This window comes from Thermosynechococcus vestitus BP-1 (assembly GCF_000011345.1).
Classification (GTDB): Bacteria; Cyanobacteriota; Cyanobacteriia; order Thermosynechococcales; family Thermosynechococcaceae; genus Thermosynechococcus; species Thermosynechococcus vestitus.
Genome location: NC_004113.1, coordinates 105,222 through 120,117, shown reverse-complemented (window position 1 = coordinate 120,117; position 14,896 = coordinate 105,222). Strand labels below are relative to the sequence as shown.

13 protein-coding genes and 1 tRNA gene are annotated in these 14,896 nt (G+C 54.3%); 8 read left to right on the top strand and 6 right to left on the bottom strand.

Going from position 1 to position 14,896, the window contains the following annotated elements:
* Positions 1 to 248 precede the first annotated feature (248 nt).
* Together TLL_RS00690 and TLL_RS00685 are read left to right on the top strand one after the other, a co-directional pair.
* Positions 249 to 1,460, top strand: coding sequence for an MFS transporter (locus TLL_RS00690; protein ID WP_011055994.1), 1,212 nt, complete (start codon positions 249 to 251; stop codon positions 1,458 to 1,460).
* A gap of 79 nt (positions 1,461 to 1,539) precedes the next feature.
* Entirely contained in the window at positions 1,540 to 2,076 is a 537-nt protein-coding gene (locus tag TLL_RS00685) for a DUF2062 domain-containing protein (protein WP_011055993.1), read from the top strand.
* Here TLL_RS00685 and TLL_RS00680 read toward each other — a convergent pair.
* Together TLL_RS00680 and TLL_RS00675 are read right to left on the bottom strand one after the other, a co-directional pair.
* On the bottom strand, positions 2,036 to 2,767 hold the full coding sequence (locus TLL_RS00680; RefSeq protein ID WP_011055992.1) for a peptidylprolyl isomerase: 732 nt from the start codon (positions 2,765 to 2,767) through the stop codon (positions 2,036 to 2,038). The two genes, TLL_RS00685 and TLL_RS00680, sit on opposite strands and share 41 nt — an antisense overlap.
* A gap of 62 nt (positions 2,768 to 2,829) precedes the next feature.
* Entirely contained in the window at positions 2,830 to 3,744 is a 915-nt protein-coding gene (locus TLL_RS00675) for a cell division protein FtsQ/DivIB (RefSeq protein ID WP_164920645.1), read from the bottom strand.
* A gap of 127 nt (positions 3,745 to 3,871) precedes the next feature.
* On the opposite strand from TLL_RS00675, the gene TLL_RS00670 reads away from it, so the two are divergent.
* Positions 3,872 to 4,492 carry a hypothetical protein gene (locus tag TLL_RS00670; protein WP_011055990.1) on the top strand — a complete coding sequence of 207 codons (621 nt, stop codon included), beginning with the start codon at positions 3,872 to 3,874 and terminating at the stop codon, positions 4,490 to 4,492.
* Positions 4,493 to 4,538: 46 nt separating this feature from the next.
* Here TLL_RS00670 and TLL_RS00665 read toward each other — a convergent pair whose 3' ends face one another.
* Positions 4,539 to 5,711: an RNA-guided endonuclease InsQ/TnpB family protein gene (locus TLL_RS00665; protein ID WP_164920644.1), complete on the bottom strand. Its 1,173-nt coding sequence runs from the start codon at positions 5,709 to 5,711 to the stop codon at positions 4,539 to 4,541.
* Positions 5,712 to 5,825: 114 nt separating this feature from the next.
* Between TLL_RS00665 and hisB the strand changes: the two genes are divergently transcribed.
* Entirely contained in the window at positions 5,826 to 6,458 is a 633-nt protein-coding gene (gene hisB / locus TLL_RS00660; protein WP_011055988.1) for an imidazoleglycerol-phosphate dehydratase HisB, read from the top strand.
* Here the strand turns inward: hisB and TLL_RS00655 are convergent.
* Positions 6,455 to 7,261: a pentapeptide repeat-containing protein gene (locus TLL_RS00655; protein ID WP_164920643.1), complete on the bottom strand. Its 807-nt coding sequence runs from the start codon at positions 7,259 to 7,261 to the stop codon at positions 6,455 to 6,457. The genes hisB and TLL_RS00655 overlap by 4 nt on opposite strands.
* 128 nt (positions 7,262 to 7,389) lie before the next feature.
* Here TLL_RS00655 and ftsH3 point away from each other — a divergent pair, with 128 nt between their 5' ends.
* The 3 genes from ftsH3 to menD all read left to right on the top strand — a co-directional run bounded on the left by ftsH3 (position 7,390) and on the right by menD (position 11,192).
* Entirely contained in the window at positions 7,390 to 9,228 is a 1,839-nt protein-coding gene (gene ftsH3 / locus TLL_RS00650; protein WP_011055986.1) for an ATP-dependent zinc metalloprotease FtsH3, read from the top strand.
* Between the two features lie 55 nt (positions 9,229 to 9,283).
* Positions 9,284 to 9,354: transfer RNA gene (locus TLL_RS00645), tRNA-Gly, on the top strand.
* A 149-nt stretch (positions 9,355 to 9,503) separates the two neighbouring features.
* The gene (gene menD / locus TLL_RS00640) at positions 9,504 to 11,192 is read left to right on the top strand and encodes a 2-succinyl-5-enolpyruvyl-6-hydroxy-3-cyclohexene-1-carboxylic-acid synthase (RefSeq protein ID WP_011055985.1); all 1,689 of its coding nucleotides are present in this window, start codon (positions 9,504 to 9,506) and stop codon (positions 11,190 to 11,192) included.
* Between the two features lie 11 nt (positions 11,193 to 11,203).
* On the opposite strand, the gene TLL_RS00635 is transcribed toward menD, so the two are convergent.
* Positions 11,204 to 11,566 (bottom strand): hypothetical protein, encoded by a 363-nt coding sequence (locus tag TLL_RS00635; protein WP_011055984.1) that lies wholly within the window; start codon positions 11,564 to 11,566, stop codon positions 11,204 to 11,206.
* 341 nt (positions 11,567 to 11,907) lie between these two features.
* Here TLL_RS00635 and TLL_RS00630 point away from each other — a divergent pair, with 341 nt between their 5' ends.
* Positions 11,908 to 14,670, top strand: coding sequence for an AAA family ATPase (locus tag TLL_RS00630; RefSeq protein ID WP_011055983.1), 2,763 nt, complete (start codon positions 11,908 to 11,910; stop codon positions 14,668 to 14,670).
* On the opposite strand, the gene TLL_RS12610 is transcribed toward TLL_RS00630, so the two are convergent.
* A complete protein-coding gene (locus TLL_RS12610) occupies positions 14,667 to 14,804 on the bottom strand; it encodes a hypothetical protein (protein ID WP_165442170.1) in 138 nt (45 codons plus the stop codon). The genes TLL_RS00630 and TLL_RS12610 overlap by 4 nt on opposite strands.
* Positions 14,805 to 14,896 lie beyond the last annotated feature (92 nt).

Sequence of the window (14,896 nt, the reverse complement as noted above, 5' to 3'; positions counted from 1 at the left end):
CATCAAGAACGAAATCGTCAATGATACAGCTAGAGCAATCAGCGTCAAAAAGAGCGATCGCTTCAAAGACTCTGTATAAGCAGACATGGGTTGCATCACCTCATCAGTAGGATATTTTGTGCGGTGTTCGATCGATGGGAAAAGGGCTGTATTGTGTTAACTTGTAGTGTTCTATTGTACTGCCTTTTTCTCAGGGCCAAAACTCTACAGGGCAGGCATCCATCGCAGTTGAGGACGGATCAGAATCAATGGGCATCAACCTACGCTCACCATTATTCATTGTTTTGCTCACAATTGTCATCGACCGCTTGGGTGAGAGTCTGATTTTCCCCATTTTGCCCTTCTTCGTAGAGCGATTTAACTTTGATGCGTTCAGCCTGACCCTGTTATTTTCTGCTTTCGCCGCTGCTCAGTTGATTGCTGCTCCCCTACTGGGTGCCCTCTCGGATCACTGGGGGCGTCGCCCGGTGTTGCTGATTTGCATTGCCGGCACTGCTGTGTCTTACATTCTCTTTGCTGTCGCCACAGCGCCATGGTTGCTCTTTGTCTCGCGGATTATTGATGGCCTCACGGGGGGCGTGGTTTCAACAGCTCAGGCCTATATTGCCGATACCTCAGCGCCGGCAAATCGGGCTAAGAACTTTGGTTTAACAGGGGCGGCTTTTGGGATTGGCTTCATTTTTGGGCCAGCCATTGGCGGCAGCCTAGCGGCCATTGATCTGAAGTTGCCGATTTGGTTTGCCGCTGTTTTGGCACTGGTGAATGTGGTTTTGGCCTACTTTATCCTGCCGGAGTCATTGCCGGCCGGCCAGCGATCGCCCCTGACCCTAAAGAGTTTTGCCTCGCAGCAGCAGTGGTTGGCGCTATTCAATCAACGCACACTGCAAGCCTTACTAATGGCCTTTTTTATCTTCAACTTTGCCTTTGCGGGGTTTACCAGTATTTTCGTCCTCTTTTTGAAGCGCCAATTGAGTTGGGGACCCGCCGAAGCCGGGATCATTTTTGTGATGATTGGCGTTGTTAGTACGATTGTGCAGGCGGGTTTGATTCGATCCTTGATTCCCCGGTTTGGCGAGCAGTGCTTGAGCTTGGGGGGGCTGCTCCTGGTGGCCTTGGCCCTATTGGGGATTGCCGCCGTTCCCACTGTGGGCAGCTTGAGTGTGCCTTTACTCTACGCGTGTGTGATCGGTTTGGCCTTTGGTGTCGGCATCATGTTACCCTCGCTGCGGGGGGTGATCTCCAATCGGGTGCGGGATCAAGATCAGGGAAAAATTCTTGGCGCTAGCCAATCCCTCCAAAGTGTGGCGGGAATTGCTGGCCCTGCATGGGCAGGGTGGGCCTTTGATCGCTGGGGTGGGGTGGCACCCGCTTGGCAAAGCAGTGTGATGATGGCGATCGCCCTTGGCTTTTTGGCGCTGGGGCTGGGCAAGCCCAAGGATGCGACCCCTAGCAGTTCCTAAGCAAGTTATGTCAAACTGCTAAGCAAAGACCATACATTTCCCTATTTTGCCAACCCTTAAACCCTCTCAAAGCTCACCTATGATGCGGTTGTCTTTTCCTCAGCCTTCTCGACAGCTCCGTTGGCTTCATTCTTGGCGACGATCGCTCCGCTATCACTATTTGCGCCTAATGCGCTCCCGCAGCAGTACTGAGAGTATTGCCCGTGGTCTCGGGGCAGGGGTCTTTGCTGGCATGCTCCCCCTCTTTGGCGGTCAGATGGTTATTGCCGTTACAGTAGCCCTCCTAGTGCGGGGAAATAAGCCCTTGGCTGCCCTTGCCACTTGGGTGAGCAACCCTCTCACCTATGTGCCTTTGTTTTGGTTTAACTTTCAGGTGGGCTGGTGGCTGATGGGGCAGCCTTCCCTATCTTTTGGTGAATGGCAATCTTGGGAAAAGCTCCTCGAACAAGGGGGGCAAATGGCAATGATTCTGATTTTTGGTAGTGTTTGGGTGGGCGTCATTGCCGGCCTCCTCACCTATGCCCTGTGTTTGCGGCTGTTACCCACCCTGCGGCAACGCTTTCGCCGCCGTTGTGCTATGGCTGCTGTAAATTTTCCAAACCGGCCACAACCTTAGCGGATTGCAGGCGATCGCCCTGTTGGATCGTGTCCACCACGTCCATACCATCGGTGACATAGCCGAAAACGGCGTAATTCCCATCTAGAAAATCCAGTTGATCGAGGGCAATGTAAAATTGGGCGGAGGCCGAATCCGGTAGTTGTGATCGCGCCATGGCCACCGCACCGCGCCTGTGATTCAGGACGGGTGAGACCTTGCCCGCTTGGCTATAGGTGGGGGTGTCACTGCCCTGACCAAGAATTTCTAGGGGAATATAGCGGGGGCGATTCGTTGCTGGGTCAATAAATGAACCCGTACCGTAAAGTTGCGGCGACACCTTGGGGTCTTTAGTTTGGGGATCTCCCCCTTGAACCACAAAGGGTCGGGGTTCACGGACAACGCGGTGAAAAATAGTGCCATCATAGACCCCGCGATTCACTAAATCCACGAAGTTGCCAGCAGTAATCGGGGCGGCATCCCCCTTCACTTGAATCGTAATTGGGCGATCGTTAACCGTCAGTACGACCGTTGCATCGCCATTGAGTCGAGGTAAATTGGCCATAGGGGTTGGGCTTTGTGCTCCTGGAATTGAACTCGTGTCAGCCACTGAGGAGAGTGACGCGCAACTCACCAGCAGAAGCGCACTGAGCACGATCACCAACCGTTGCAGAAATAGTGGCAATACGGTGCCGAACTTCAGGGGTTTCATTGACCAGCCACTCCAAGCTAACCTCTCTATTATGCTGTGCTAGTGACCCTTCATTGCTGGGGTTAATGGCTGCGGGCAAGCGGCTGCTGTGGTGGTGGTTGCCGCAGTTGCACCAAGGGTTCATCGGGGTTTGCCAAGTCAATAAAGATCACTTGCCGAGGATCTAAATACTGCGGCAACTGCTTGAGACGGGCCAAAGCACTGAGTTGTTTATTGAAGGTAGGACTATTCCACTGCACTACCCCAAGGTGAACCGGCGCGAGGGGAGTTTGGACCACAAGATTCTGTTCATTGCGCCAATCTAAGCCCGTAATGGGTAAATCCTGCTGCTGGAGAATTCGGTAAATCTGCTGCCACTGCTGCTGGCGATCGCCATCCACCGCCACGGTTTGCGGACGCGGCGCCTCCTTGACCGGTACAAAATACCCCTGCAACTGGAGGGTTGGCATGGGCTTCACGGCACTGGCTTGATAACTACTCAGCGGTGCGACAAATCCGAGGCCATCCACCAACCAGCGACTGGCAGGCCCTTGAAGCTGACCCGTTTCACTGATCACCCAGCATTGATTACAGGTGGCGACGGCGACAGGCTTGCGTTCTTGAACTTCAACAATCAGGGTCGGCGGAAAAAGCTGGCGGGCGATCGTCACCCGTTGCAGAGGCAGCGTGGTTTCTAGGACATGAATGATCTCCTGTGGCCGCAAACGGAGCAGCGACTCAGGATACTGAAGGGGCAATTGTGCCTGCAACGCTTCCGTCTTCAGCAGTTGATTGCCACGAATTAGCACTTGCTCAGGGCCGCGGATGATCCAGTACGGCAGCGTCAGTCCCCAGACTAGCCCCCCCGTTAGGGTCAAGAGAACACTGGTACGCCAAAGCCCTGCCACTTGGCGCCAGCGGCGTTTAGTTTGCAATTGGCGGCGCCGTTCCCGAATGGCATCATGGACAGTTGTCCCCTCAGGGGTGGGATTTACCATGGCCACGGCCCTAGGGTTGAGGAAAATTGGAACTTATGATCCTGCACGGGCTGTCATTACTTGGTGATAAGATACGCCATGTTGATTGTCCGCTGGACTGCCTCTATCTTAGTAAAGGCTTTACACCATGCCTCTGAATACATTTGCTCATTGGTCAAGATCATCCCTGCTCCTTGGGGTGCTACTTTTGGGGGTACTCCCTCGGTCGGTCTTTGCTCAGAATCAGTCTGGTAGCCCCAATGTCCAGATTGTGAATCCCACACCCCCACCCAGCTCCTCCATCTATACCCTGGAAGGGGGCAAGCGCTTGATGGATGAGGCTGCCGCCGCAGTCAACAGTCAAAATTATGTCCTCGCCGCTCGCAAGCTACTGGAAGCCCGTACGGTGATGAACCAACTCTCGAACTTTTACCAGTCCCTCAACTCCAGCTTTTTGGGAATTGATAATACTGCGGCAGACAGTAACCGTCGCCGTGCCCTAGAAGCAGCCCAACTGCGCGATCAAGCCACTTTTCAGCTCGCTTTGGTCTATCGCGCCAATAATCAACCCGAGCTTGCAGTGCCCCTTTTCGTGGAAATTATCCGCAGCCAAAACCCCACCCGTGAACTGGGACAAAAGGCCTATCAGCAATTGCTAGAATTAGGTTTTGTGGATGTGCCCTTTCCGCGTACGGGGGCAACTCCTTCGGCAACACCTGAGCCGACCTCAGCGCCAGCCAGCTCGACTAATTCCCAACCGCGTCAGTAACTCTTCTTGACATCCTCCCCCCGCTAAAGCAGGGGGATTCCCAAAATCACTTTTGAGACTTTCTGTTTCTTCGCAGTTGCCCTCCAGACGTATGCCTATCAGGTCTTACACCCGCTCCACAGACTGTAACCGTGTGTCCCACGGCCAAAATATTCCCAGCGGCATTTATATCCCGGTCATGGTGCGCCCCACACTTAGGACAGTCCCATTCTCGGACACTCAATGGCAACCACTCAACAATGTGACCACACTGTCCACAGCGTTTAGAACTGGGAAACCATCGGTCAATCTTCACCAGTGTCCGACCATACCACTGGGCTTTGTATTCCAATTGCCGTACCAGTTCGCCCCATCCAGCATCACTGATGGATCGGGCAAGCTGACGGTTCTTGACCATGTTTTTCACAGCCAACGACTCGATTATGATCGTTTGGTTTTCACGTATCAATCGAGTCGTCAACTGGTGCAAATGGTCTTTTCTGGAATCAGAGATTTTCTGGTGAATCTTGGCAACTTTCAACCGCGCCTTATCCCAATTGCGAGAGCCTTTTTGTTTGCGACTCAAAGACCGCTGCGCCTTACGGAGTCGTTTGTAGTAGCGGTTAAAGTGCTTGGGGTTGGCAATCTTTTCCCCTGTACTCAGGGTAATGAGACTGCTCATCCCTACGTCCAAACCAACCGACGGGTCGACGGGCTGCAGTGTCAACTCTCTGGGGTCATCAAACCTCAGACTGATGTACCACTGTCCAGCAGGGTTAAGCCTGATGGTCACCGTGGATGGTTCAACACCATCTGGAAGCCGTCTCGACCAGGGAATATTCAGCGGTTCGTTGCACTTTGCCAAGAATACTTTTCCGTCTTTCCACCTAAAAGCAGACTTGGTGAATTCTGCGCTACCGCCATTGCGTTTCTTTTTGAAGTTGGGATATTTTGCCCGACCTGCAAAAAAGTTAGTGAAAGCAGATTGCAGATGTCTCAATGCCTGCTGCAAGGGAACACAGCTAACCTCATTCAAAAACTGAAGGTCATCTTGCTTCTTCCACTGAGTAAGCAAGGCAGAGGTTTGAACATAGTCAAGTCTCTCTTTTCGTTCATACCAGGCTTCTGTTCTCGCTGCCAGCGCTCGATTATAAACCAACCGAACACAGCCCAATGTTTTCCGAAGCAGGGATTCCTGCTCAGTTGTTGGGTAGAAGCGGTAACTGAAAGCCTTTTCCACGCCTCGCATTATAGCGATTATTCTGTGAGTAACACAACTATACTTGGCAGTCACAGACTATCGCTCCTATCCCTCCCCTCCCTAAAGGAAGGGGTCTCTCGGAGGTAAAGATGAATGAATGATTCTCTCCTCAGTAATGGCCACGCACCTCCGTTGCGCCAAGCTACGGTGGATCGCCAAACCAAAGAAACCAAGGTTCACGTTGAACTCACCCTTGATGGCAATGGTCTAGCGGACAATCACACGGGGATTCCTTTCTTGAATCACATGCTGGACCAGCTTTGCGCCCATGGCCTGGTGGATTTGCGGGTGCAAGCCAGTGGAGATACCCATATTGACGACCACCACACCAATGAGGATGTGGGCATTACCCTAGGCATGGCTTTGGATCAAGCCTTGGGCGATCGCCGGGGAATTCAGCGTTTTGGCCACTTTGTTGCGCCCCTCGATGAAAGCTTAGTGGAAGTTGCCCTAGATTTTTCGGGACGTCCCCACCTTAACTATGGGTTACAGATTCCGACGCAGCGGGTTGGCACCTATGATACGCAACTGGTGCGGGAATTTTTCGTGGCTTTGGTGAATCATAGCCGCATGACGCTGCATATCCGCCAATTGGACGGCATGAACTCCCACCACATTATTGAAGCGACATTCAAAGCCTTTGCCCGTGCCCTGCGGATGGCGATCGCCCTTGACCCGCGCCGCGCTCAGCAAATTCCCAGTTCTAAGGGTGTGATCCAAGCTTAGGCGTGGACGTGTCCATCGGGCATAATGGCTCCCGTGAGACGGGCCCCGGTTAGCTTGACGAGCAGACGATTGCCTTGACTCATCTTTGCTCCCCGCAAATCGGCACCCCGCAGATCGGCACCACTCAAGTCAGCACCAATGAGATTGGCCCCTTGGAGGTCAGCATAGCTGAGATCCGCCTGCAGCAAATTGGCGCGGAAGAGATTGGCATGGCGCAGGTTGGCGCGGTGGAGAATCACCCGATGCAAAAAGGCATCACTGAGATCGGCATGGCTGAGATTGGCATGGCTGAGGTTATGGCCTTCAAAGTCCTTTTCACTGAGGTTTGCCCCCTGTAAATTGACCCCCGACATATCCTTATGGGGTGGCGTCGTGCGAGGTGGCTCTGGGGGCGGTGGGGCAGCAGTCCGTTGGCGTTGATAGGTGCTGTAGGTGTGGTTGTGGTGTTGACCATAGGTGTGCTGTGTCGCTTGCTGCGGCTCACGGGGTCCATGATAGCTGCGATAGGTGTAGGGCTTTGACTGATAGGGCGGGGGGGGCGAAGCACGATAGGTTTGCCGCTGGCTAGCAGCTCGCTGGCAGGTTTGCCTCCCCTGTCGGGCAATGTGCTGTCGCAGTTGATCCCGTGCTTCATTAAACTGCTTAATCTTTTCCTGTGCCTTCTCGATGAGCCGTGTGTTGTCCTTGGGAATACGATCGGGATGCCAAATAAACACCAAATCCCGATAAGCTCGGTTAACCTCCTCTAGGGTTGCCCCCGGCTCCAACTCCAGTACCCGGTAGCAGCTGTCTAAATCGAGCATTTTCTGACGGCTTATCATGGATATTGATGATCTTAACCACGGGACTGCCCACCTAGGGTTGCGAAAGAATGCGTTAGTATGAACTTATGTAAAGACTTTTCACTTTTCCTAGCGGAGGATGGCGATCGGTGAATAAACAATGGCGAAACGCAGGTTTATACGTACTTCTGGCAATCGTGGTGCTGGCCTTGGCCACGGCCTTCTTTGATCGCCAACCCACGACCAAACAAACATGGCCCTACAGTGAGTTCATCCAACAGGTCGAAAGTAAGCAAATCACCAAAGTCAGTATCACCCCTGACCGCTCTCAAGCTCAAGCAATTACCCAAGATGGCACGCGAGTTCTGGTTAATCTTCCCAATGACCCTGAACTCCTGGACATTCTCACAACCAACAATGTGGACATTGCTGTTTTGCCCCAAAGCAATGATGGCTTCTGGTTCCGCGCCCTCAGCAGCTTGTTTGTTCCCATTGGCCTCTTGGTACTGCTCTTTTTCCTGTTGCGGCGTGCCCAAGCGGGTCCTGGCAACCAAGCGATGAATTTCGGTAAGTCACGGGCACGGGTACAGATGGAACCCCAAACCCAAGTGACATTTAATGATGTGGCCGGGATTGATCAGGCCAAGCTGGAACTGGGTGAAGTGGTGGAATTCCTTAAGTATGCCGATCGCTTCACGGAAGTCGGTGCCAAAATTCCCAAGGGTGTCTTGCTGGTGGGTCCGCCAGGAACAGGTAAAACCCTCCTTGCCCGTGCCGTTGCCGGTGAGGCCGGTGTTCCCTTCTTCTCAATTTCGGGTTCTGAGTTTGTGGAAATGTTCGTTGGGGTGGGGGCCTCACGGGTGCGCGACCTCTTTGAACAAGCCAAAGCCAATGCCCCCTGTATCGTTTTTATTGATGAGATTGATGCCGTTGGTCGCCAGCGCGGTGCCGGTCTGGGGGGTGGCAATGATGAACGGGAGCAAACCCTCAACCAGCTGCTGACGGAAATGGATGGCTTTGAGGGGAATACGGGCATCATTGTTATTGCTGCAACCAACCGTCCGGATGTTTTGGATGCAGCACTGTTGCGTCCCGGTCGTTTTGACCGTCAAGTGGTGGTGGATCGCCCCGATTACAAAGGTCGCCTTGATATTCTCAAAGTCCATGCCCGCGGCAAAACCCTCGCTAAGGATGTGGATCTCGATAAAATTGCCCGCCGTACGCCCGGCTTTACGGGTGCGGATCTCTCAAACCTGCTCAATGAGGCGGCCATTCTTGCAGCCCGCCGTAACCTCACTGAGATCTCAATGGATGAGATTAACGATGCCATTGATCGCGTGCTTGCGGGGCCGGAGAAAAAAGACCGCGTCATGAGCGATCGCCGCAAGAAGTTAGTCGCCTACCATGAGGCGGGTCATGCCCTTGTGGGCGCCCTGATGCCAGACTACGATCCCGTACAAAAAGTGAGCATCATTCCTCGGGGACGGGCAGGGGGCCTGACCTGGTTTACCCCCAACGAAGATCAGATGGATTCGGGTCTCTACAGCCGTGCCTACCTACAAAACCAAATGGCCGTTGCCCTTGGGGGTCGCATTGCTGAGGAAATTGTCTTTGGCGAGGATGAGGTGACAACGGGGGCCTCAAACGATCTGCAACAGGTGGCGCGGGTGGCACGGCAAATGGTGACCCGCTTTGGCATGAGCGATCGCCTAGGGCCTGTGGCTTTGGGACGGCAAACGGGGAATGTCTTCCTTGGCCGCGACATTATGGCGGAACGGGACTTCTCTGAGGAAACCGCTGCCACCATTGATGACGAAGTGCGCAACCTAGTGGAGCAGGCCTATCGCCGCGCCAAAGAGGTGTTGGTGAACAATCGCCACGTCCTTGACCAAATTGCCCAAGTACTCATTGAAAAAGAGACAATCGACGCTGAGGAACTCCAAAGCATCTTGGATCGCAACGACGTCAAGATGGCAACGATTCCCTAGAATTGCCCTTTGCGATCGCCCCAAGGGTCGTGCTAATGTAGTATTCCTTGGGACTGCGGGCATGGTTTAATGGTAAAACCCTAGCCTTCCAAGCTAGAGACGCGGGTTCGATTCCCGCTGCCCGCTTAGGACTCAAAACCGCCAAAACCAAACTATCTAGGGCATTTCAGAGATGCTGAGGGGCTCTCTAAGGGTCTTAAATTTCAAACTGGATTTAGAACTCTATGGCGTAGGGCTCAGCCCCGTAGGCTAGGACAGCGCTTCTGGAGGGATTGATGATTCTCACTGAAAATCTGAATGTCCTCTGGGCCAGCGTCCTCTTTGAAACCCTCTACCGTTTGGGACTGCGGACAGTGGTTCTCTCGCCGGGATCGCGTTCTGGACCGTTGGCGATCGCGGCGGCGGCCCATCCCCATCTTGAGGCTTTGCCAATTCTTGATGAACGCTCGGCGGCGTTTTTTGCCCTTGGCCTTGTTCAACAGCAGGGACGACCTGTTGCCCTTCTGTGCACTTCAGGCACTGCGGCTGCCAATTTCTACCCGGCCATTATTGAAGCGAGCCTCAGTCATTTGCCGTTAATTGTGCTGAGCGCCGATCGCCCCCCCGAATTGCGCTTTTGCCAAGCGGGGCAAGCCATTGATCAGGTGCATCTCTATGGTCATGCAGTACGTCACTATCGCGAACTCAGCCTGCCGGAACTCCCCCTGCTGCCCTACCTACGGCAAACCCTCTGCCATAGCTGGCAAACTGCCCTCTGGCCAGATCCGGGGCCAGTACATTTGAATATTCCTCTACGGGATCCCCTTGACCTACGCTCTCAGGCCAATTTTCATGGGGAACTTCCAAAAGGCTTCTTTGATCAGGTGCAGCCCTTTGTGCCGCCTCGGGTTGTCACCTCTCTCCCTTGGCAAACATGGCAGCAGATGCAGCGGGGCTTGATTATTGCGGGGCCCAGTCATGGGGTGGATCCTCTGGCGGAAGCTGCCGCGATTGATCGCCTGAGTCGCTTTCTGCAGTGGCCAGTGCTTGCCGATGCCCTCTCCTCAGCGCGGGGACTGCCCCACGGGATTAGCCATTACGATCTGCTGCTGCGAGATGCCCACCTTCGGGAATATCTGCGTCCTGAAGCGGTGATTCAACTGGGACCGCTGCCCACCAGTAAAGCCCTGCGGGAGTGGCTGAGTGCCTGCGATCCGCTGATTTGGTGCCTTGACCCTACGGGTGATAACAACAATCCCCTCCATGGCCGCTGTCAGATGTTGGCGATCGCCCCCCAAGCAGTGGACTGCCCCCCCGACCCCCTGCCCCCTAACCCCTACCTCAAGGACTGGCAAGACCAGGATCAACGAGTGCGGGAGCAACTGAAGCGGACATTTGAGGCCATTGATTGGTTCTCTGAGGTCAAGCTGATTTACCATTTGCCCCAGTGGTTGCCATCGCAAACGGCGATTTTTGTTGCCAGTAGTATGCCCGTGCGCGATGTTGAGAGTGTCTGGCAGGGGAGCGATCGCCGCCATCGCTTTTACTTTAATCGGGGCGCCAACGGCATTGATGGCACACTGTCCACTGCCTTGGGGGTTGCCCATCGCGGTCAACCGACCCTGTTGATCACCGGCGACTTAGCCTGCTTGCACGATACCAATGGCTGGCTGATCACACCCCAGTTTCAAGGGTGTCTCACCGTGCTGCTGATCAACAATAGGGGGGGTGGTATTTTTGAGCATTTGCCGATTCGCCAGTTTGATCCGCCCTTTGAAGCCTTTTTTGCCACCCCACAGCAGGTCGATTTTAGTTACCTTGCCGCTGCCTATGGCATTCCCTACCACTGTCTCAAGGATTGGGCGGATGTGGAGGCACAGCTGCGCCAGACCCCTTGGCCAAAGATACGGCTTTTGGAATTTAGGAGCGATCGCCACCGCAACGCCCAATGGCGACAGCAGGTACTCGCCCATCTTGGGGGTTAAGTGTTGCGCCTTTAATGGCTGTGGCCGTGGTGGTGGGAAAGCAACCGCTCTTCAAGGGCAGCAATTTGGTTATAGGCGGCTGTGAGTTGCGCCGTGAGCCGTTGAATTTGAATCTCTGGACTCAGGGGGCGATCGCCACTGAGGTGACGCACCTGGCCATAGTCATCATCCACAAGAATATCCTTGTGCTCCGGGGTACTCACCAAGGGGCGAGGTTTTGGCAGGGGGGGCTGCTCCGCAGGGGTGGTCGGCAGCGGTTTGAGCCGCCCTTCCTCTAAGGCCTTAGAAACCTTTTGGTTGAGTTGTTCCACGATCTGGTAGAGGGCATCAATTTTGTTACTCAGAACCAGAATCTGCTTATGTAATAAGTCCACAGGTCAAATCCTCTCGCAGTGGAACGCTGTAGTTGTCAACTCAACGGCCTCTTGGGAAAATAGAGAAGTGGGAGGCCACTCCCCCTAGGCACTAGAAATACGCTGGATAAAGCAAACATTTCCGCGGGTGGCAGCTACCTAGGATTGGGGGCAGAGGGTGCGGAGACTGAACTTTCTTAGAAAGTTAGGAATAGCAATCCCTACCATAGATGACTGAGATCCAGCCTAAGGAAAATCCCCAGACAATGGCAACTTTTTCAAGAAGACTTAAGCCCTAGTAAACTTTTGTAAATATATGGATCGTTGTCTACCCGTTGAACGCCTGCTGATGGAGACATCCGGTGGAAATTCAGCGCCTGACCCTAAAAAACTTTAAGACCCACCGCGATCGCACCTTTGAGTTTATGCCCGGTGTCAATGTCATCTGTGGTGAGAATGGCGCAGGCAAAACCAGTCTTTTTGAAGCGATCGCTTGGGTGCTCTTTGATGCCAGATCGGGCTATGGCAGTGGCTTTCATAAAGCCATTATTCGCAGGGGCACTCAGCGGGCCGAAGCCATCGTCCAGTTTATCTCCGCAGCCGATGGTCGCTCCTACATCGTACGCCGCAATACGCAGACGGGCTACTCAATTGTTGACCCCCAGGTGGGGGAACTGGGTCTGCCCTTGCGTGAAGATGTCCACGCTTGGTTGCAGGAACACCTCGGTATCCGCAGTGCCTTTCCCCTCAGGGATCTCTTTGAGCAGATCATTGGCATTCCCCAGGGAATGATGACAGCGGACTTTCTCAAACCACCAGCGCAGCGGCGCCAAATTTTTGAACCCATTTTGCAGGTGAGTGATTATCGTCAAGCCTTTGACAATGCCCTTGCCCTCGTGAATTTTTCCCAAGAGCAGGTGGCATCCCTAGAGCGTCAGTTGGCTCTCCAGAACCAGGAACTGGCCACGCGATCGCAGTATGAACAACAGGCAACCGCTTTGGCTGCGGAGCTAGAGCGCGATCGCCAGCGGTGCGAGGAATTACGACAGGAATGTCAGGCCTTGGCCGCTAAAAAACAAGAATACGAAGCTGCCGTTGAAACGCTGAACCGTCTTCAGCAAACCTGCGAACGCCTCGAAGCCCAACTGCGTCAGCAGGAGGAATTGTGTCGCGATCGCCAGCGCCAGTTGACCGCTGCCCGCGAAAGTCAAGCCCGCTGCCAGCAATTGCAATCCGACTACGATCGCTATCGTCAGCAGGAAGCTTGCTACCAAGAACTCGAGCAGCAACTACGGGAACGGGCTACCCTTGAGCACAAGATTCGCACACTAGAGGAGCAGCAACAAAAGCTAGCCACCGAATTGGCCAGGATTGAAAGCCAACGCCAAGCGATCGCCACCATTGCTAGCCAACTTGCGGCCCTAGAACCCCAGATTGCCGATGCCGATGCCCTCGACGCCGAGATTGCTCCCCTTGAGGTACGTTACCAGCAAGCCCAACAGGCAGACCAAGAATTGCGCCACCTCAAGCAACAGGCGGCAACGCTGCAAACCCGCCTTGAGGAAATTGACCAACAGGTGCAGGCCCTAGAGCAACAGCGTCCCATAGCCGCCACCCTGAGCGCTAAACAAGCACAACGGGAGCAACTCCAAGCCCAACTCAACCATGCCGCCGCCGCCCATGCTTTGGCCGCCACCCTGGATCCCATTCTCAATACAGCTCAACGCCAAGCCGCGGTCAGCGATGCCCTTGTGACGGCAGCCATTACAGGCCTCACGGCAGCTCAGCAATTTTCCCTCGTTGCCGCCGCTATTCAAGAGGGGCTAGGGGCACTCCAACAGCTTCAGCAGAACTATCACTGGCTTTTGGATCAACTCACGGCACTGCGACACACCCTCACCGATCCCGCAGCTCTTCCTGCCCTCAACCAGAGGTTAGAAGAGTTAGAAGCTGAGATTGCCCTGGCTGCCGCAGCAGAGCGATCGCTCCTGCGCGCCCAAGCCCTTGAGGAGGAACGCTGCCGTTTGCAAACAGAGCTTAGACAGTTGGGCGATCGCCAGCAAGCCCTAGAACCCCTAAGCCAAGAACTGGCTGATCTCGAAGGCCGAGTGGAGAAATTACGTCAAGAACGAGCCAACCTTGGTCAACCCCATGCCCAGCGACAACTGTTACTGGAGCAGCAGGCAGCAGCCCCCCAACTGGAAGCGGACTACGAGCGTTTGTGCAGCGAACGGGCCAGCCTACAAGCTCGCCTCACTCCCCTCTATAGGGAACGGCACCACTATGCCACTCTCGAAGCGCGGCGGCAACAGCTGAGTGATGAACTGGCTAGAGGACGTTCCAGCTATGATACCTATCTTCAACATCAGCAGCAGGCGGCCCAAGTAGAGACCTATGAAGCTGCCCTGAGGGCAGCAACCCAAGAAGCCAATGCGTTAAAAGGCGACCTTGCCAAAGCTCAAGCAGAGTACAAAGCCCAGGCGCAGGGGGTCGATTTAGCCGCTTTGGCAGCCGTCCGCGATCGCTACGAGAGCCTAGAGCGGGAGTATCAACGGTGCCTTGGTGCCATTCCCGAAAAGGAAAAGCAGTACCAAAACTGCCTTGCCACCCTCCAGCATCTTGATGACGTGGCCGCCGCCAAGGAAACAACACTGCAACATCTGGCAGCGGCGCGAAACCACCACCATCTCATTGAGACCGCCCGCAACATTTTCAGGAGGAGCGGTCCTCGGGTCAGTGAAGCCTATCTGCACACCGTTTCTGCCGAAGCCGATCGCCTACTGCGGGAGCTCCTCAACCGTCCTGACGTGGCACTCCAATGGACATCGGACTACGAAATTCAAGTGAATGAAGGCGGTTACTGGCGGCCCTTCAAAAGCCTCTCAGGAGGTGAGCAAATGTGTGCTGCCCTTGCGGTGCGCCTCGCCCTGCTACGGGTACTCGTGAACACCGACATTGCCTTTTTTGATGAGCCAACCACCAATATGGATCAGGTGCGCCGCCAACAACTGGCCGAGAGCCTCAGCAACCTCAAAAGTTTTCATCAACTTTTTGTCATTAGCCACGATGAAACCTTTGAAGCTCTCACCGAGCACACAATCCACCTGGAGCGATCGCTCCTTTAGGCGTAAGCGGTGTGGAGTGCCCACCAAATCAGTCCTGCAATAAAGCCAAGAATCAAGACCGCAGAAATCGCAATCATCGCCGGGCTGTCGGCACCATCAAACTTCATAATGCCGCGATTAAAATCCGTGGCCATAGGAATAGACTCCAAGCATTATTGAATCCACAGTAACCCAATTAATTTTAGGCTGCTTTTCTGGCAGTGGACCTAAGGATAACGAGTTGTTA